Origin of the sequence: Microbacterium hydrothermale, from assembly GCF_004854025.1 — a bacterium.
GTDB classification, from domain to species: Bacteria; Actinomycetota; Actinomycetes; order Actinomycetales; family Microbacteriaceae; genus Microbacterium; species Microbacterium hydrothermale.
In genome coordinates this window covers 281,379-299,005 of record NZ_STGM01000004.1, presented here as the reverse complement: position 1 = coordinate 299,005, position 17,627 = coordinate 281,379, and the positions used below count along the sequence as shown (strand labels likewise).

At 69.1% G+C, this 17,627-nt stretch carries 11 protein-coding genes; 6 read left to right on the top strand and 5 right to left on the bottom strand.

Annotation, left to right across the window (positions count from 1 at the left end):
- Nucleotides 1-310: 310 nt before the first annotated feature.
- Entirely contained in the window at nucleotides 311-943 is a 633-nt protein-coding gene (locus tag FB047_RS10560) for a LysE family translocator (RefSeq protein ID WP_136587143.1), read from the bottom strand.
- 236 nt (nucleotides 944-1,179) lie between these two features.
- Here FB047_RS10560 and nirB point away from each other — a divergent pair, with 236 nt between their 5' ends.
- Genes nirB through FB047_RS10535 form a run of 5 tightly spaced genes read left to right on the top strand, consistent with a single transcriptional unit; the run spans nucleotide 1,180 to nucleotide 7,289 of the window.
- Nucleotides 1,180-3,762 carry a nitrite reductase large subunit NirB gene (nirB, locus tag FB047_RS10555; protein WP_205822887.1) on the top strand — a complete coding sequence of 861 codons (2,583 nt, stop codon included), beginning with the start codon at nucleotides 1,180-1,182 and terminating at the stop codon, nucleotides 3,760-3,762.
- Nucleotides 3,759-4,223: a nitrite reductase small subunit NirD gene (nirD, locus tag FB047_RS10550; RefSeq protein WP_136587142.1), complete on the top strand. Its 465-nt coding sequence runs from the start codon at nucleotides 3,759-3,761 to the stop codon at nucleotides 4,221-4,223. Before nirB ends, nirD begins: the two co-directional genes overlap by 4 nt.
- The gene (gene cobA, locus FB047_RS10545) at nucleotides 4,220-5,470 is read left to right on the top strand and encodes a uroporphyrinogen-III C-methyltransferase (RefSeq protein WP_136587141.1); all 1,251 of its coding nucleotides are present in this window, start codon (nucleotides 4,220-4,222) and stop codon (nucleotides 5,468-5,470) included. Before nirD ends, cobA begins: the two co-directional genes overlap by 4 nt.
- Nucleotides 5,467-6,606 (top strand): uroporphyrinogen-III synthase, encoded by a 1,140-nt coding sequence (locus FB047_RS10540; RefSeq protein ID WP_136587140.1) that lies wholly within the window; start codon nucleotides 5,467-5,469, stop codon nucleotides 6,604-6,606. Before cobA ends, FB047_RS10540 begins: the two co-directional genes overlap by 4 nt.
- Entirely contained in the window at nucleotides 6,603-7,289 is a 687-nt protein-coding gene (locus FB047_RS10535; protein ID WP_136587139.1) for a sirohydrochlorin chelatase, read from the top strand. Before FB047_RS10540 ends, FB047_RS10535 begins: the two co-directional genes overlap by 4 nt.
- Nucleotides 7,290-7,455: 166 nt before the next feature.
- Here the strand turns inward: FB047_RS10535 and FB047_RS10530 are convergent, their stop codons facing one another.
- The 3 genes from FB047_RS10530 to FB047_RS10520 are packed head-to-tail and all read right to left on the bottom strand — an operon-like array spanning nucleotide 7,456 to nucleotide 12,542.
- Nucleotides 7,456-9,021, bottom strand: coding sequence for an FAD-dependent oxidoreductase (locus tag FB047_RS10530; protein WP_136587138.1), 1,566 nt, complete (start codon nucleotides 9,019-9,021; stop codon nucleotides 7,456-7,458).
- Entirely contained in the window at nucleotides 9,014-11,152 is a 2,139-nt protein-coding gene (locus tag FB047_RS10525) for a molybdopterin oxidoreductase family protein (RefSeq protein ID WP_136587137.1), read from the bottom strand. The genes FB047_RS10530 and FB047_RS10525 overlap by 8 nt, the downstream gene beginning before the upstream one ends.
- 4 nt (nucleotides 11,153-11,156) lie before the next feature.
- Entirely contained in the window at nucleotides 11,157-12,542 is a 1,386-nt protein-coding gene (locus FB047_RS10520) for an MFS transporter (protein ID WP_136587136.1), read from the bottom strand.
- A 433-nt stretch (nucleotides 12,543-12,975) separates the two neighbouring features.
- Here FB047_RS10520 and FB047_RS10515 point away from each other — a divergent pair, with 433 nt between their 5' ends.
- Nucleotides 12,976-16,407, top strand: coding sequence for an SIR2 family protein (locus FB047_RS10515; RefSeq protein ID WP_136587135.1), 3,432 nt, complete (start codon nucleotides 12,976-12,978; stop codon nucleotides 16,405-16,407).
- Nucleotides 16,408-17,126: 719 nt separating this feature from the next.
- Here FB047_RS10515 and FB047_RS10510 read toward each other — a convergent pair.
- Nucleotides 17,127-17,537 (bottom strand): RidA family protein, encoded by a 411-nt coding sequence (locus tag FB047_RS10510; protein ID WP_136587134.1) that lies wholly within the window; start codon nucleotides 17,535-17,537, stop codon nucleotides 17,127-17,129.
- Between the last annotated feature and the right edge of the window lie 90 nt (nucleotides 17,538-17,627).

Below are 17,627 nucleotides of genomic sequence, written 5' to 3'. Positions count from 1 at the left end.
GGGTGCGGAATTGCCGGAGTTGTGCGGCGGGGGTGGGGTGCGCGGTTTTGGGCGCGAGTGCCGCTCGCGCGGGCGGTGACGAGGGTGCACAGCTCCTGCGGGATCGGCTGGTGCGAGGGGAACCGGCGCCTTCGGGTGCGGAATTGCCGGAGTTGTGCGGCGGGGGCGGGGTGCGCGGGCGTTCGGGCCCGAAGGCCGCTCGTGCGGCCGGTGACCAGGGGAGAGCGTGCACAACTCCTGCAGAACTGACTCGCGCGAAGGAAACCGGGCCGTTCAGGTCGAAATCGCAGGAATCGTGCCCCCGCGGCGATCAGCTCTTCGCGCCGGTGAGCGCGAGCGCGCCGCCGAGGCCGATCATCATGACGCCGCCGGTTCCCGACAGCGCGGACAGCCGCTTCGGGGACCGCGCGAACCAGGCGCGCGCGGTACCCGCGGCGAGGGCCCAGGTGCTGTCGCAGATGAGCGCGAGCACCTGGAAGATGAGACCGAGCACGAGCAGCTGCGACCACACCGCTCCCGCGTGCGGGTCGACGAACTGCGGCAGCACCGCCACGAAGAACGCGATCGTCTTCGGGTTGGTGACCCCCACGACGAAGCCCTGCCGCAGCAGCGTCCACCTCGACCGCGCGGCGGGCGGCGCCGCCGACAGGTGCGCGTGGCGGTGGCGGATCGCCTGAATGCCGAGCCACACGAGGTATATCGCCCCCACGATCTTCAGCACCGTGAAGGCCACGATCGATGAGGCGACGATCGCACCCACCCCGAAGGCCGTCGCGAGGATCGCCGGGATGTTGCCGATCGCGTTGCCGACGACGCTGAGCACTCCCGCGCGGCGCCCGAGGGCGATCGACCGCCCGATGACGAAGAGGACCCCGGGCCCCGGGATGACGATGAGCACGAGCGATGCCAGGACGAACGCGGGCAGGCTGGCGAGCGGAGGCATGGGGGAAGGGTACTGCCGATCGGGATGGGGCGTGGACGCCGCCCGAGGGCCCGGATCCGTCGCCCCGGGAGGGACAGCTGCCGCGCGGTCAGCGGGGAGGCAAGCCGCCATCAGGTGGCCGAGGCTTGCGCGGCGGGGAAAGCTCACACAGCCTCGGCCCCGCCGTGAGACAAAAGTTCGCGGGAGGTAACGCGGGCGACGACTTCGGCGAAACCTCACCTGCTTACCGTCGAGGCATGCTCACATCGAACTCGTCGTCCGGTCGCCTGGTCGTGGTCGGTGCGGGAATGGTGGCGCACCGCTTCGTGGAGAGCCTGACCGCCCGCGACACCGAGGGCCGCTGGTCGATCACGGTGCTCGGCGACGAAACCTACGCTCCGTACGACCGCGTCGGCCTCTCGGGGTACTTCGGCGGCAAGACGGCCGACGACCTCGCTCTCGACCCCCGGGTGCTCGAGCACGACCGCGCGAGCGTGCGCACCGGGGCTCGGGTGACGAGGATCGACCGCGAGAGGAGCGAGGTCGCGACCGCCGACGGTGCGACCCACCGCTACGACCGTTTGGTGCTGGCGACGGGCTCGTACGCGGCCCGTTTGGCGTTGGACGGCTTCGATCACCGGGGGTGCTTCGTGTATCGCACCCTCGACGATGTCGAGGGCATCCGCGCCTGGGTCGCGCGGCGGCGCGCGCAGCTCGGTCGTCCCCTGCGCGGTGCGGTCGTCGGTGGCGGTCTGCTCGGGCTCGAGGCCGCGGGAGCTCTCCAGGCCGAGGGTGTCGCCCCATTCGTCCTCCAGTCGAACGAGCGTCTGATGTCGGCGCAGCTCGACCTCGGCGGCGCCAAGGCGCTGGAGCGTCTGATCCAGGCGCGGGGCATCGACGTGCGCACCTCGTCGGTGACGACCCGGGTGGATGCCGACAGGTCGGGGGCCGTGTGCGGGCTCGAGTTGCGCGACGGCACGTGGGAGGCCGCCGACATCGTCGTCTTCACGGTCGGCGTCCGCCCCCGCGACGAGCTCGCCCGCACCGCGGGCCTCGCCGTCGACGCCCGCGGGGGCGTCGTCATCGACTCCTCCTGCGAGACGTCCGACCCCGCGATCCTCGCGATCGGTGAGGTCGCGAGCTTCGAGGGGCAGTGCGTCGGCCTCGTCGCGCCCGGTTACGCCATGGCCGAGGTCGCCGCGACCCGTCTGCTCGGGGGAGAAGCCGTGTTCGACGGCTTCGACACCTCCGCCAAGCTCAAGCTGTCGGGCGTGGAGGTCGCCAGCTTCGGCGATGCCTTCGCCGAGACGCCGAACGCCCTCGACGTCACCTACGCCGACCCGGTATCGGGCGTCTACAAGAAGCTCGTGCTGAGCGACGACGCGCAGACGCTGCTCGGCGGCATCCTCGTCGGCGACGCCTCGGCGTACACGTCGCTGCGTCCCCTCGTCGGCCGCGCGCTCGGCGGCGACCCGGCGGCGTACCTCATGCCGTCCAACCTCGCCCCGGCTCCGCAGGGCGACCTCCCCGACGACGCCATCGTCTGCTCATGCAATGGCGTCACCGCGGGCACTGTCCGTGGTGCGGTCACCGAGCACGATTGCGCGGATGCCGCTGCGGTCAAGGCCTGCACGAAGGCGGGAGCGGCGTGCGGTTCGTGCTTCACGCTCGTGAAGAAGCTCGTGGCGACCGAGCTCGCGGCATCCGGGAAGGACGTCTCGAACGGCCTATGCGAGCACTTCGCGTTCACGCGCGCGCAGCTCTTCGACGCCGTGCGGATCTCGGGTCTTCGCACCTTCACGTCGATCGTCGAGCGCTTCGGCACCGGCCGCGGCTGCGACATCTGCAAGCCGGCGCTCGCGAGCATCCTGGCGAGCCTGTACGCGGAGCACGTGCTCGACGGCGAGCTCGCCACGATGCAGGACACCAACGACCACGTGATGGCGAACATCCAACGCGACGGCACCTACAGCGTCGTGCCGCGCATCGCGGGCGGCGAGATCACGCCCGAGGGGCTCGTCGTGATCGGCGAGGTCGCGCGCGACTTCGGGCTCTACACGAAGATCACCGGCGGTCAGCGCATCGACATGTTCGGCGCCCGCCTCGAACAGCTCCCCGCGATCTGGAAGCGCCTCGTGGATGCCGGGTTCGAGTCGGGCCACGCCTATGGCAAGTCGCTGCGCACGGTGAAATCATGCGTCGGGCAGACGTGGTGTCGCTACGGCGTGCAGGACTCGGTCGGCATGGCCGTGCAGCTCGAGCTGCGCTACCGGGGGCTCCGCTCGCCGCACAAGCTCAAGTTCGGCGTCTCGGGCTGCGCGCGCGAGTGCGCCGAGGCCCGCGGCAAAGACATCGGCGTGATCGCGACCGAGGCCGGCTGGAACATGTACGTCGGCGGCAACGGCGGCTTCACCCCGCGCCACGCGGTGCTGTTCGCCGAGGGACTCGACGACGAGGGGCTGCTGCGGGCGATCGACCGCTTCCTGATGTTCTACATCCGCACCGCCGACCGGTTGCAGCGCACGGCGCCCTGGGCCGCGGAGTACGAGGGCGGGCTCGAGGCGCTCAAGGCCGTCGTGTTCGACGACTCGCTCGGCATCGCCGACGATCTCGACCGCGCCATGGCATCCCACATCGACGCCTACGAAGACGAATGGGCGGCCACCCTCGCCGACCCCGAGAAGCTGAAGCGCTTCCAGAGCTTCGTCAACGCCCCGGATGCCGCCGACCCCACGCTCGCGTACGTCGCCGAGCGCGGCCAGCCCCGCCCCGCCACCGCGGAGGAACGCTCGTCGGGCGCGGTGTTCATCGGCGGCACGACGCTGGCGGTGCGCTCATGACGATCGTGGAGACGACGATGGATGCCGAGACCCCGGCCGCGACGCCCGGTGGCGCTCCCGTCGCGCGCGAGACCGCGGAAGCCGTCCCGGAGGGATGGACCCGCATCTGCCGCCTCGACGACCTGCTCGTCGAGCGCGGAGCCGCCGCCCTGATCGACGGTCGGCAGATCGCGCTGTTCCGCACGTACGATGGACGCCTCTTCGCGACCGACCAGATCGACCCGTTCAGTGGCGCGGCGATCCTGTCGCGCGGGATCGTCGGGGATCGTGGGGGAGTGCCGACCGTGGCGTCCCCGATGTACAAGCAGGTCTTCGACCTGCGCACCGGCGTGTGTCTCGACGCGCAGGGCAAGGAGCCGCTCGGTGTTCGGGTGCACCCGGTCGCGGTGAGCGACGGCGTCGTGTTCGTCAAGCTCGCCCCCGCCGATGACGCCGCCGGCGCAGGAAAGGACCCCCGATGATCGCCCTCGCAGGACTCGACCTCACCGACAAGCTCGTCGTGTGCGTCGGCGGCGGCTCCGTCGCCGAGCGGCGCATCGCGCGACTGCGCGCAGCCGGAGCCCGGGTGCGTCTGATCGCGCCGGTCTCGACCGCCGGCCTCGCGGCGCTCGCCGCGAGCGGCGACATCGAGTGGCACGAACGTCTCTTCGCTCCCCACGATCTCGACGAGGCCTGGTTCTGCCACACGGCCACGGGCTCGGCATCCGTCGATGCGTCCGTGGTCGCGGCGGCCGAGGCCCGCCGCGTGTGGTGCGTCAACGCCGGGCACGGCGGCAAGGGCACCGCACGCCTGGCTGCCGAGACCACGAGCGGCGACGTCATGGTCGGCGTCGTCTCGACCGCCGGTGCCGATCCGCGCCGTACCGTCGCCGTGCGCGACGCCATCGCCCAGCGCCTCGCCGAAGGCGCCCTCCCGCTCCGCCGCCGACGTCGCCCGCTCGTGGGGAGCGTGGCGCTCATCGGCGGCGGTCCCGGCCCCGTCGACCTCCTGACGGTGCGAGCGCGCGCCCTGCTCGCCGAGGCCGACGTCGTCGTGCACGATCGCCTGGGCCCCGCCGAGGTGCTCGCCGAACTCGGCGACGACGTCGAGCTCGTCGACGTGGGCAAGCGCCCGCAGCACCATCCCGTTCCGCAGGACGAGATCAACGAGATCCTCGTCGACCGCGCGTCCCGCGGCCTGCGCGTCGTGCGGCTCAAGGGCGGCGATCCCTTCGTCTACGGCCGCGGCGGCGAGGAGGTCATCGCGTGCCGGGCGGCCGGCATCCCGGTCGAAGTGGTGCCCGGCATCTCCAGCGCGATCGCGGTGCCCGCGGCCGCCGGAGTCCCGGTGACCCACCGGGGCGTCGCCGGTACCCTTCATGTTGTGAACGGTCAGGAGCACCCCGGCGAGGCCACGCTCGCGGCGCTGCGCGACGACCGCGCCACCGTCGTCGCGCTGATGGGCGTGAGCGCGCTTCCCCGATTCGCGACCGCGGCACTCGCCGCCGGTGCGCCGGCGTCGCGGCCCGTCGCCTTCGTCGAGAACGGCCACACGCCCGCGCAGCGCACGATCCGTACGACACTCGGCGCGGCGGTTCAGGATGCCGCGGCGCACGGCCTCGCCAATCCGGCGGTGCTCGTGTTCGGCGACGTCGCCCGACCCGATCTGCTCCTGCCGGCGACGGTCGCGGAGCCCGCCGCGGCGGCGCACCCCCAGGGCATCGGGTGACGGCAGCGCCTCGCGCGATCAGCACGGTCCTCCTCGGATGCACCGTGCTGCTTCCCGTCGACCGACGGTCGGGAGAGCTGTCGGCCGCGCTCGAACGGCACGGCGCGCGCGTGCGGGTGGCCCCCGCGCTGACGATCGTGCCTCACGTCGACGATGAGGAGCTCATCGCCCAGACCCGCTCGCTCGTGGACGACCCGCCCGACGTCGTCGTGGCCACCACGGGAGTGGGATTCCGCGCCTGGATGGAGACGGCCGACGAAGCGGGACTCCATGACGCGATCGCCCCCGTGCTCGACGCGGCGCGCATCGTCGCCCGCGGTCCGAAAGCGCGCGGGGCGATCCAGCAGGCGGGTTTCGAAGCCGACTGGGTGGCCGAGAGCGAGACGTCGGCGGAGCTGCGCGACTTCCTCGTCGCGGAGGGCGTCGACGGCCTGCACGTCGCCGTGCAGCATCATGGCTCGGGCGCCGACGGACTCGACGAGGCCTTCGAGGCCGCCGGGGCGCGCGTGACGAGCCTGACGATCTACCGGTGGGGCCCGCCGCCCGACCCCGAGGTCGTCGCCGCGTCGACGCAGCAGGTCGCGCGCGGAGAGATCGACGCCGTGCTCTTCACCTCCGCGCCGGCAGCCCGCGAGTGGATCCTCGCCGCTGAACGCGCCGACGCGCTCGAGGGAGTGGTCTCCCGGGTCGCACGCGGGCAGGTTCTGGTCGCCGCCGTCGGCCCCATCACCGCGGGTCCCCTGATCGAGGCGGGCATCGCACCGCTCATCCCCGACCGGGGGCGCCTCGGCGCGCTTGTCCGCGCCGTGGTGACGCACTACGGCGGACCCGACGCGCCGCTCATTCCGACGACGGCCGGCCGCCTCGGCATCCGCTCGTCGGGGATCGTGCTCGATGGCACGTTCACGGCGCTGCCCCGGACGGGGGTCGAGCTGTTGCGCGCCCTGGCGATCCAGACCGGGGCGGTCGTCTCGCGTGCCGACCTGGTTGCGGTGTTGACGAACGCCGGCGCGTCCGCGCACGCGGTGGAGGTCGCGGTGGCCCGCACACGCGAGGCGCTGGGCGGTACCGAGCTGATCCGCACGGTCTACAAGCGCGGGTACAGGCTCGACGTGATCGACGAGGAGGATTCGTGACCGCTGTGCTCATCGCGTGCGCCCACGGGACGCGGTTCGAGGAGGGGCGCGTCGTCATCCGCGAACTGCTCGACATCCTGCGCGCCACGGCGCCCGACGATGTCGAGGTGCTCGAGGCCTACGTCGACGTGCACGGCCCGTTCGTCACCGACGTCGTCGCGGCGGCGCGGGAGCGCACGTCCGACGTCGTGATCGTGCCGCTGCTGCTGTCGACCGGCTATCACACCGAGGTCGATCTGCGAGAGGCGGCGGATGGTCTGCCCGTGGCGCCGCCGCTCGGCCCGCATCGGTTGCTCGCCGAGATCCTCGCCGACCGCGTCCGCGACGCCGGAGCCGCACCGGACGACACCGTGATCCTCGCGGCCGCCGGTTCCACACGGCCCGGAGCGGTGGTCGACGTCGAGGGTGTGGCGGCGATGATGGCGGATGCCGGGGTGCGCGGCCCCGTCGTCGCGGCGTACGCTGCGGCATCCGATCCTCGCATCCCCGATGCCGTGGCGGCGGCCCGGGCCGATGGACAGCGGACGGTCGCGGCAAGCTACGTGCTCGCGCCCGGGCACTTCTCGCGCGTCATCGAGAGCGCGGATGCCGATCTGACCTCGGCCCCGATCGGCGCGGACCCGCGGGTGGCCGACGTGGTGTGGGAGCGGTGGCGCGAGGCTCGCGGCGGCGTTCGAACCTGAGCGCCGAGGTCGCGCGCGGCCCGGCCGTGCCTGCGCTGTTCGCCGGCGTCCGTGCGCTGTCCGCCCGCGTCCGGGTGATGCCCGGGGCGTCCATGCCCTGCCCGGTGTCCGCGCGCCGCCCCGGGGTGCCCGTATGCTGCCCGGTACCCGTCCGCAGAGCGGATCGTCAGGCCGGCACGGCCTCCCGCGCCAGCAGCTCGTTGATCCGACCCACGCACCCGCCGCAGCCCGTACCGGCGCGTGTGGCTGCTTTCACGCACGCGACCGTCGGCTCTCCGTCGGCGACCGCCTCGCGAATCGCCCCGGCGCTCACGCCGTTGCACCAGCAGACCGTGGCGTCCGCGACGAAGGGGTCGGCGACCACGGCCATGCCGGCGTCGGGTGCGTCGAGCCGCAGGAGCGACGAGCGATCGGCCGGAAGCTCCGAGCCCCGCTCGAACAGCAGGGTGAGCTCGGCCCCGGTGCGCGGCATCCCGACCGCGACGAAGCCGGTGAGCACGCCCTCGACGGTGACGAGCTTCACGTAGGCGCCGCGCGCGGGGTCGGCCCAGAGGGTGACCTGGGGGCCGTGGCATCCGGGAGCGTGGGAGAAGGGGTCGGCGTCGACCCCGCCGCCGGCCACCACGTCGATCCCCTCGGCCTTGAGCATGACGACACCGGGGCGTTCGACCGGTGCCTGTTCTGAGACGCCCGACGACAGCAGCGCGGCGAGGCGGTCGGCCTGCCGCCAACCCGGTCCGACGAGTCCGCTCGGGCCGCCAGGAACGCGGCCGTGGGCGTCGGCATCCGCGGGATCGGCGACGTGCGCGCAGTCGCCGATGGCGAAGACGTTCGGGTCGGTCCACGACCGCGAGGAGCCGTCGACGAGGATGCCCGTCGAGGTCGCGAGACCGGCGAGGGATGCCACCTCCGTCCGCGCCGCGACCCCGCACGACAGCACGAGCAGGTCTCCGGCCAACACCTTGCCGTCGGCGCAGACGAGGCCGTCGAACCATGCGTGCCCGTGGTCGTCGGAACGGAGGAGGATGCTCTCGGCCCTGGCGTGGTGCGCCATCTCGACCCCGACGGCGCTGGCTGCGGCGGCGAGCACGCGCCCGCCGTTCTCGTCGAGCGTGCGGTTCATGGGAGCTGCGGAGTGATACGCCACGACGACCTCGGCCCCGGCCTCGGCCGCGGCCAGCGCGAGCTCCATGCCGAGCACTCCCGCGCCCAGGACGACGATCCGCTGCCCGGCTGAGACGGCCGCACGCACGTGCTCCGCGTCGGCGAGGTCGCGGAGCGCCACGACTCCGCGGGGGAGCGGCGCCCCGCCGAGGTCGAGCTCGGCGGGGGCCGTCGACACCGATGCGCGGTCGCGCCGCGCGCGCTCCATCCCGGCGAGCGTCGGGACGTTCGCGCGAGCCCCGGTCGCGAGCACGAGCCGGTCGTAGTCGAGACGGATGCCATCGTGCAGGCGCACCACCCGGCGGTGACGGTCGACACCGACCACCGTGGTGCCGAGGTGGAACCGCACTCCGGCTTCTTCGGCGGCGCGGCGGTCGTCCATGTCGAGGCCCGCGCGGTCGGTGCGGCCGACCGCGTACTCGGCGAGCAGGACGCGATTGTAGACGTCGTGGGGTTCGGCTCCCACGACGGTGAGATCGATGCGCCCGTCGCGCACCGCGGGCAGCAGCCCGTCGATGAGCCGCGCCCCGACGGGGCCGTAGCCCACCAGCACCACACGCTCAGACATGTGTTCCCTCCTCGGTGCGAAGAGCGCCCGGATGCTCCGACACCACCACGGGCCCGTGCTCGAACGCCGGCACGGGGACAGTGGCATCCGGAGCCACCCGCACCCGCGTGCGCTTGAACTCGGGCATCGCCGATGTCGGGTCGACGATCGCCTCGGTCAGGCGGTTCGCGCACTCATCTCCCGCGTAGTGGAACGGCAGGAAGACGGTGTCGTGGCGGATGTCGGTCGTCACGCTCGCCCGCGCCCGCACGGTGCCGCGCTCGTTCGACACCGCCACGAGCGCACCTTCGCGGATGCCGAGCCTCGACGCCGTCGCGGGGTGAATCTCGAGCCGCGCCTCGGGGCGTGCACCGTTCAGCTCGGTCACCCGCCGGGTCTGCGTGCCCGACTGGTACTGCTGCAGATAGCGGCCGGTGACGAGGGTCAGCTCGGCGCCGCGGTCGGTGGGCGTCGGGGGAGTGGCATCCACCGGCACGAGACGCGCGCGGCCGTCGGCGTGGGCGAAGCGCTCCGTGAAGGGGCGGGGAGTGCCCGACGAACGGTACGGCCAGTACGCCTCGATGCCCGTGTCGAGCAGCGCGTGCGAGAGGCCGGAGTAGTCGGCGACGCCGCCCTCCGACGCGCGGGCGAGCTCGTCGAACACCTCGGCCGGGTCGGTCGACCAGGTGGATGCCGCGCCCAGGCGCTGCGCGAGCTCCGACAGGATCCACAGCTCGCTGCGGGCTCCCTCGGGTCCAGGCAGCGCCCGGCGACGGCGGATCACGCGCCCCTCGAGGGAGGTCATCGTGCCCTCCTCCTCGGCCCACTGCAGCACGGGCAGCACGATGTCGGCGAGCTCCGCGGTCTCGCTGAGGAAGAAGTCGCAGACGATGAGGGTGTCGAGCGCCGCGAGCCGCGAACGCACGGCCTCGACGTCAGGGGCCGAGACGACGACGTTCGACCCCGCGACGAGCAGGGTCTTCACCGGCCCGCCGAGTTCGCCGAGCAGGGCGGTGGCCGGGATGCCGGCATCCGGAAGGTCATCCGGATCGATGCCCCACACCCCGGCGACGTGCCGGCGGGCTTCGGGGTCGCGGATGGAGCGGTATCCGGGTAGTTGGTCGGCTTTCTGGCCGTGCTCGCGTCCGCCCTGGCCGTTGCCCTGGCCGGTGAGGGTGCCGTAGCCCGAGTCCTCGCGGCCGACGAGGCCGAGCACGAGGGCGAGGTTGATCGCGGCGGTCGCGGTGGCGGTGCCGTCGACGTGCTGTTCGACGCCGCGTCCGGTGAGGATGTACGCGCCGCCCGCGGCGAGGCGCCGGGCGGTCTCGCGAAGCTGAGCGACGGGGATGCCGGTGGTGGACGAGGTGCGCTCGGGCCACCACTGCGCGACCGAGCGCCGCAGGCTGTCGAAGCCGCTCGTGCGTTCCTCTATATAGGCGCGGTCGGCGAGGCCTTCGGTGATGACGATGTGGGTGAGGCCGAGCAGCAGCGGCAGGTCGGTGCCGGGCGCGGGCTGAAGGTGCGTGCCGGCCCCGTCTTCCGTGAGGCGCGCGGTGGCGGAGCGGCGCGGGTCGACGACGATCAGGCCGCCGTTCGCGCGCGCCCCGGCGAGGTGCGCGAGGAACGGCGGCATGGTCGCGGCGACGTTGGAGCCGAGCAGCAGGATCGTCCGCGCGTCGTCGAGGTCGGTGACGGGGAAGGGAAGGCCGCGGTCCATTCCAAATGCGCGATTGGATGCCGCCGCCGCCGACGACATGCAGAACCGGCCGTTGTAGTCGATGCGCGAGGTGCCGAGCGCGACGCGGGCGAACTTGCCGAGCTGGTACGCCTTTTCGTTGGTCAGTCCGCCGCCGCCGAAGATGGCGTTCGCGTCGGGTCCGTGGGTGGCCTTCGTGTCGCGGAACACCGCGGCGACGGCATCCAGTGCCTCATCCCAGGTGGTCTCGGCGAGAGTGCCGTCGGGGCGCCGCATGAGTGGCATCCGCAGTCTGTGGGGGGATGCCAAGAGCTCCGCCGACGTCCAGCCCTTGGCGCAGAGTCCTCCCCGGTTGGTGGGGAAGTCGCGGCCGGTGACCGTCGGGTGGCCCGCGTGGCTGACGGTCATGGCGCACTGCAATGCGCAGTAGGGGCAGTGGGTGTCGGCGGAGCTCATGGGGTCAGATCCGCGTTCCGGTCTTCTTCGACATGCGGAGGTACACGCCCGCAGTGAGGGCGAGGAACGCGACGTAGGCGAGGGCGAACCAGCCGAGGGCGGGGGTGTACGAGCCGAACGTCGTCTTCGAGAAGCCGAGCAGCTGCGGGATGAAGAAGCCGCCGTAGGCGCCGATCGCCGAGATGAGGCCGAGGGCTGCGGCGGCCTTGCGCTGCGCGCCGATTCCGCCGTTGGCCTTGAGGGCGAAGATCGTCGGGATCATGCGGTACGTCGAGCCGTTGCCGATGCCCGCCGCCGCGAAGAGCACGAGGAAGCAGAGCAGGAAGATCGCGAAGTTCTGCATCGGCAGGGTGAGGATCACACTCAGGATGCCGAGCCCCATCACAGTGAAGGCGCCGATCGTGATGACGGTGCCGCCGAAGCGGTCGGCGAGCTTGCCGCCGTAGGGGCGGGCGAGCGAGCCGACGAGCGCGCCCAGGAAGGCGAGGGTAACGGTCGCCGTGCCGATCGCGATCCCCTTGAAGTCGGGGAACGTGTCGGCGAGCAGCTTCGGGAAGACGCCCGCGAAGCCGATGAACGAGCCGAAGGTGCCGATGTAGAGCAGCGAAAGCACCCACATGTGCGGCTCTTTGAGAGCGGCGAGGGATGCCGTGATGTCGGCCTTCGCGGCGGAGAGGTTGTCCATGCGCAGGTAGGCGCCGACCATCGCGACGAGGATCAGCGGCACCCAGATGAGGCCCGCGAGCGGCAGGTTGAGGGTCGCCGCGGCGCCGACGGTGATGACGATCGGGACGACGAACTGTGCGACCGAGGCGCCGAGGTTTCCGCCGGCGGCGTTGAGTCCGAGGGCGTATCCCTTGTGCGCGGCGGGGTAGAAGAACGTGATGTTCGACATCGAGCTGGCGAAGTTGCCGCCGCCGAAGCCGGCGAACGCGGCGATGAGCAGCAGCAGGCCGAACGGCGTCGCGGGGTTCGACACCGCGATGGCGAGGCCGATGCTCGGGATGAGCAGCAGGCCGGCCGAGACGATCGTCCAGTTGCGACCGCCGAAGCGCGGAACCATGAACGTGTAGGGGATGCGCAGCGTCGCGCCCACGAGGCTCGGCATGGAGATGAGCCAGAAGATCTCACCCGTCGAGAGTTGAAAGCCCGCGGCGGGCAGCGAGACGACGACGACCGACCACAGTTGCCAGACGACGAACCCGAGGAACTCGGCGAAGATCGACCACCGCAGGTTGCGCGAGGCGATGGCCTTGCCTTCTTTGGCCCACTGGGTGGCGTTCTCGGGGTTCCAGTTGTCGATCCAGCGGCCGGGGCGGTGGCTGAGCTCTGCGCTGGCTGTTGCGGGCGGCGCCGTGGTGGCTTCGGGGCGCGGGTCGGTGACGGTCACGGGGTCCTCCGTTGGGCGATGTGGGGAGGTGCAGCGCCCCGCATGGGCTGGGCGTGCCGCCAGCGTAGGAACGGGGCGTTACCCGGGACCGCGTCGGGAGGGGCGGGGGAGTAACGATGTGCTCACCTGCGGAGGGGGCGGGGGAGAGGGGGAGTTTACGTGGGCGTTACATTAAGGCTGAGCTGGGATCCTGAGCACACGGTGGGCGAGATCTGGACGAGCCGTACCTGACCGATTCGGGTAGTAGGAAATCAAATCTTCTTGGTCTGGAAGATGGCTGCGGCCCGTCGCATCGCCGATATGAGATCTTCATAAAGTGCGTATCACCTCAGATGTAGATCTACCGGTCGCGCTCCTAGAGGCTGCGCGTGCGAGAAAATTGGCACTTTTCATCGGGGCAGGTGTCTCTGTAGGGCCACCCGCTGGCTTGCCGATGTTCGACGACCTGGCTAAGCAAGTGGCGGCACGTCTGGGAGAGCAGTACGTGGGCGGTGATCCATCCCAATTTCTGGGCGTCCTGACCGAGACGCACGGGTCGTCAGTCAAGCAACTCATCCACTCCATCATCTCGAATCCTGCTGCGGAGCCAAACGATACTCACCAGGCCATCGCGAGGCTCTCCGCATCTGCGCACGCACCGGTCGTATCGACGAATTACGACGGTCTTGTGGAACGCGCCGCGGAGGCCGAGGGAGGGGCTCTCGGTGATAAATATGTCGCTCCGGCTCTTCCTCTCGGCCAAAAATTCGATGGCATTGTGTATCTACATGGCGCGCTTTCTAGGCCGCCATCGGAACTTGTGGTTACTGACGAGGACTTCGGGCGGGCTTACCTAACCGAGGGTTGGGCTCGTCGCTTTGCGCAACAACTATTCACCAACTGGACCGTTCTATTCATCGGGTACAGTCACAAAGACGTCGTGATGACGTACCTGGCGCGTGGCCTCCCGCCAAGCACAGCGCGCTACGTCCTTACAGACGAGCCGGACAGCGACCGTTGGCGGAGCCTGAAGATCACGCCTATCGAATATCCGTCCTCGCACGGTCATGCCGCGTTGCCGCGTGCGTTAGATGCTTGGGCCAAGCTCGAATCGATGGGGCAGCTCGACCACTTCGCTCGGTCGAAGGAGCTCGCCTCGGGTACGCCGCCTCGAATCCCGGAAGAGTTGGCGTATCTTGAAGCGATCATTTCGACGCCGGCTGGCTCGCGCGGATTTGTTGAGTCTGCGTCCGGTCCAGAGTGGCTGCGATGGGCTGAACAGCAGGAAGTTTTCAAAGATCTATTCCGGCCGGGCGAGTGCGAAGATGAGAGCTCGCGCGTGCTCGGCGAGTGGTTCGCGCTCAAATATGTCGCCGACCCGGACAAGTGTTCCCTGGCGGCAGGAACTTTCGCAAGGTTGGGCACCACAGTCAGCGAGTATCTCTATTGGAGGATTTCTGTAGCAATTCCTCGGCTGTACGCGAAATCCAAGGACGAGGCGCGGCGGTGGACTGCAATCTTGAGCTCGGCGCTCTCTACAAATGCCGAGTCCGGCCGCTCGTGGTTCAATCCGTACCTCAACCCGCAGACGGGCGCGGATCTTATTCCTGCTCTTCGCCATGCACTCGTGCCGCAGCTAACCCTCTTGGAAGCGCGTCCGTGGGCGTTCCTCGCGGACGAAGAGCACGAAGACGCGCCTCAACGGTCGCACTCCACGCACATCGAAGTAACGTGGCCCAGGGCCAAAGATGTCGCGAAGAAATTGTGGGAGGTGCTTCTCGACGATGTCGAAACCGTGGCCTGGGATGTTCTTCAAATCGCTGAGCAAGCACTGAGGAGTGCTTATCAGTTGTCGAGGTCTTTTGAGTTCGATGGGAATTTTGACTCCTGGTCTTACGGTAGGTCGGCGATCGAAGATCATCCTCAGGATGTGCACAATGATGACCCGAGTGCCATCATCGACATAATCCGAGATGCGGCCGAGGTTGTGTCTAGAGAGGGTGTCGACCTAACGCGGTATTGGTTGAAAAGCCCATACGCTCTTTTTCGACGACTAGGAGTCCACCTTGTCGCCGAGAACCGCAATCTCGATGCTGATGCGAAGAGTGCAGTCGTGGCAGGTGAGCTGCTATATGCCAACGAGGTCAAACATGAGATTTTTCGCCTGCTCTCCGTCGTCGCAGCCGAGCTGACGGATGAAGGGCGACGACGGCTCCTAGACGCCCTGCTGGCCGGACCCTCCGAGGATCAAATAGGAGGTGGTAGTACAGCCGAATATCGAACTCGAGTGATTTTCGACCGCCTCGAGTGGATTGGTCGGTACGTAGATTCGTGGGAAGAGCTCGACTCGGCTCTCGATGATATCCGTCGTGATAATCCCGATATGGGAGTTCGTGACCACCCGGACTTCGATAGTTACATGACCACTGGCGTGTGGCGTGGATCACTGCCGATGACCGTCGAGGCATTCATTGGCCTCACGCTCGACCACAGCGCAAGCGTCGCAATTCAGAGTCTTATCAACCGCGACTTCAGTGAACGCAATTTTGACGACCCAACTTGGGATGACGCATGCCGCCTTGTATCCGAGGCCGCGCAGGCGCAGCCTGAGGTGGCGCTCAGGGTCTTGGCGTTGGGCGCGCTAACACCCTTGCAAAAGCACAGCGACATCACTGCTGCGGCGGTGAGTGGCTGGGCGAGGTCTACGGCACCGATCGAGCTGAACGTGCATGCTCTCGATCTCCTGGACGCGCTGACGCCGAAGCCAGAGCTTGCTCGGCCGATCAGTGAGTTGGCGAGCCACGCGGCATCAGGGATGGTGGGGGGGCAGAATGCAGGGACACTCGGAGCATTGGACGCCATCGCGCTGAGGATATGGCAGGCGCACGCCGAGGAGTTCGAAATCGGGGCATGGAGTGACCCTCTGGTGCGAGGACTGAACACATGGCCCGGCATTCTCGCCCAATACTGGCTCAACCGCATATCGGCACGTTGGCAATCCGATCCGGGCGCTTGGCGCGGACTCCGTGAGAACGAAGCGAACGCCGTTGCCGCGATGCTCGAGCCCGAAACTGCGGCTGGATCCACCGCGAGTAGCATCTTTACGGGGAAGCTTCATTTCCTTTTCGCCGCGGATCCAGAATTCGCGGCCGAGAGGGTGTTCCCACTTTTTGATCCCGAGCATTCGACGTTCGCTTCAGACGCTTGGTACAGTTTCCTTCACGAAGCACGCACGCCACCGGATCTCCTTGACGCTGGCTTTTGGGATATTGCCGTGCGATCCAAGGCTGTCGCCACGGATGAGGGGCGGCTTGCGGACCGCTACTGGTTGATGCTCGCCGGAGTCGCGGTTCATTCGACGGCCGAGAGTGTAAATAGAGCCGAACTCATCGAGACTCTCGCAGGCTTGATGGACGACAACAACCTCCCCGCCCTTCTTCACTCCGTCGCGTACTTTGCCCGGGACCTTGATTCGACTGCCAAGTCGGAAGTTTGGGATTCATGGATGAGGGATGCTCTGGCGAGTCGGCTTGACCCGGCCACGACGCTGCAGACATCGGAGGAGAAGGCGGCGTGGGCCGACCTGGGGCTCGACATTGAGATGCTGCCGTTGATTGAGCTTGCCGCAACAGATCCGGGCCCAATCATGTCTCGTACACGCTATAGCGACCTTTCGGGCGCGTTCGTCCGCGCCAACGCGAACGCTCTCATCAGGACGGCCCTCGACCGTCTCCGTGTCACGTCCGTTATCGACTGGCACGTCAGCTATGAGCTTGGGGCCCTGGTTGAGGCTGCGAAGGGTGCCGCAGACCGCAGAAGCATCAGAGATCTCGCGGAGCTTGCCGTGCAGAGGGGGATTTCGGAGGCCCTGCATTGGCAGGACTGAGTAGATGCATAGGAAAATCATAGATTTTGCGGCGGCCGTTTGATTGCTGACTCGACGAGATCGGGCAGTTCGGCACGGTCGTCGATGGGCTCGGTATCCAGCTCCTGCACCGCCGTTCGCCGCGGCCAGACGCCGTTCCGCTCGTTTTGAGCGCAGACTCACTCGCGCGAGAACCGAGACGAGCGCCGGATGAATTCTCCGGCCAGGCACGGTGAATTCTCCTCCGCGCGCATGTTCGCATGCCCAGCGTGAACCCCACGGATGCCGATCACGCAGGTGCTGGCATGGCGGGCGACTCTCAGCGGCCGTCCGTGCGGACAACACGAAAGGACACAGTCCATGACTCAGACCAACCGCGAGGATCGCCCTCTCGTGCTTCGGCCGCTATCGGTTGCTTCAGCTCTTTGGGTGGTCGCCGTCGCCGTCACGCTGACGGTCTTCGTGCAGGTTTCCGAACCCGCACGGCAGTCGCCACTGTCGTCATCCCTGGTTCCTTCGTCGGGTTGCCCCTGTTCGAGGGGTTCCGCAACGACGGTCGCATCGGGGTTCACCCGGAGTGGGGACTGCTCGTCATGCTTGTCGTGCCGGCGGTGCTCGGCATCCTGATCCCCCTCGTGGTGAGAGCGACGTCTGTCCGGAGATAACGCCGCTTCCTGAGGGACTCGACGTTCTGACCTCAACCGTCGTGCGAGGTCCTGATGAGTCGGCGCTCCCTCGTCTCAGTGGTCGACGACCGCCGCAACCGCCTCGATCTCGACGAGCTGGTCGTCGTAGCCGAGCACGGTCACACCGAGGAGAGTGCTCGGCACGTCGTGCTCGCCGAATGCCTCTCGAACGACCCCCCACGCCGCCACCAGGTCGGCCTGGCGCGTCGAGGCGAAGAGGACGCGCGTGCTGATGACGTCCGTGATTCCGGCGCCGGCCTCGCGAAGTGCGATCGTCATGTTCTCGACGCACTTCGCCGCCTGGGCTGCATAGTCGCCGACGCCTGCGGTCGTGCCGTCGAGGTTCAGCGGGCAGGAACCGGCGAGGAAGATCAGCCGCGCGTCGGTGGGAGCGGTGGCGGCGTAGGCGTACTCCGCGCTGTCGGAGAGGGCGGAGGCACGGATGAGCGTGACGGCGGTGGGCATGTTCTGACCTTTCGACGGCGGGCGCAGAGGACGTAGGCCATTCGTGCGATCGGAGCGTCCGAGGCCCGGGGCAGCGACGACTCCAGGCGG

Excerpts from the sequence above, each read along its gene's own strand:
- FB047_RS10515 (WP_136587135.1), top strand. The coding sequence starts at position 12,976 with ATGTTCGACGACCTGGCTAAGCAAGTGGCGGCACGTCTGGGAGAGCAG.
- nirD (WP_136587142.1), top strand. The coding sequence starts at position 3,759 with ATGACGATCGTGGAGACGACGATGGATGCCGAGACCCCGGCCGCGACG.
- FB047_RS10510 (WP_136587134.1), bottom strand. The coding sequence starts at position 17,537 with ATGCCCACCGCCGTCACGCTCATCCGTGCCTCCGCCCTCTCCGACAGC.
- FB047_RS10525 (WP_136587137.1), bottom strand. The coding sequence starts at position 11,152 with ATGAGCTCCGCCGACACCCACTGCCCCTACTGCGCATTGCAGTGCGCC.
- cobA (WP_136587141.1), top strand. The coding sequence starts at position 4,220 with ATGATCGCCCTCGCAGGACTCGACCTCACCGACAAGCTCGTCGTGTGC.
- nirB (WP_205822887.1), top strand. The coding sequence starts at position 1,180 with ATGCTCACATCGAACTCGTCGTCCGGTCGCCTGGTCGTGGTCGGTGCG.
- FB047_RS10560 (WP_136587143.1), bottom strand. The coding sequence starts at position 943 with ATGCCTCCGCTCGCCAGCCTGCCCGCGTTCGTCCTGGCATCGCTCGTG.
- FB047_RS10530 (WP_136587138.1), bottom strand. The coding sequence starts at position 9,021 with ATGTCTGAGCGTGTGGTGCTGGTGGGCTACGGCCCCGTCGGGGCGCGG.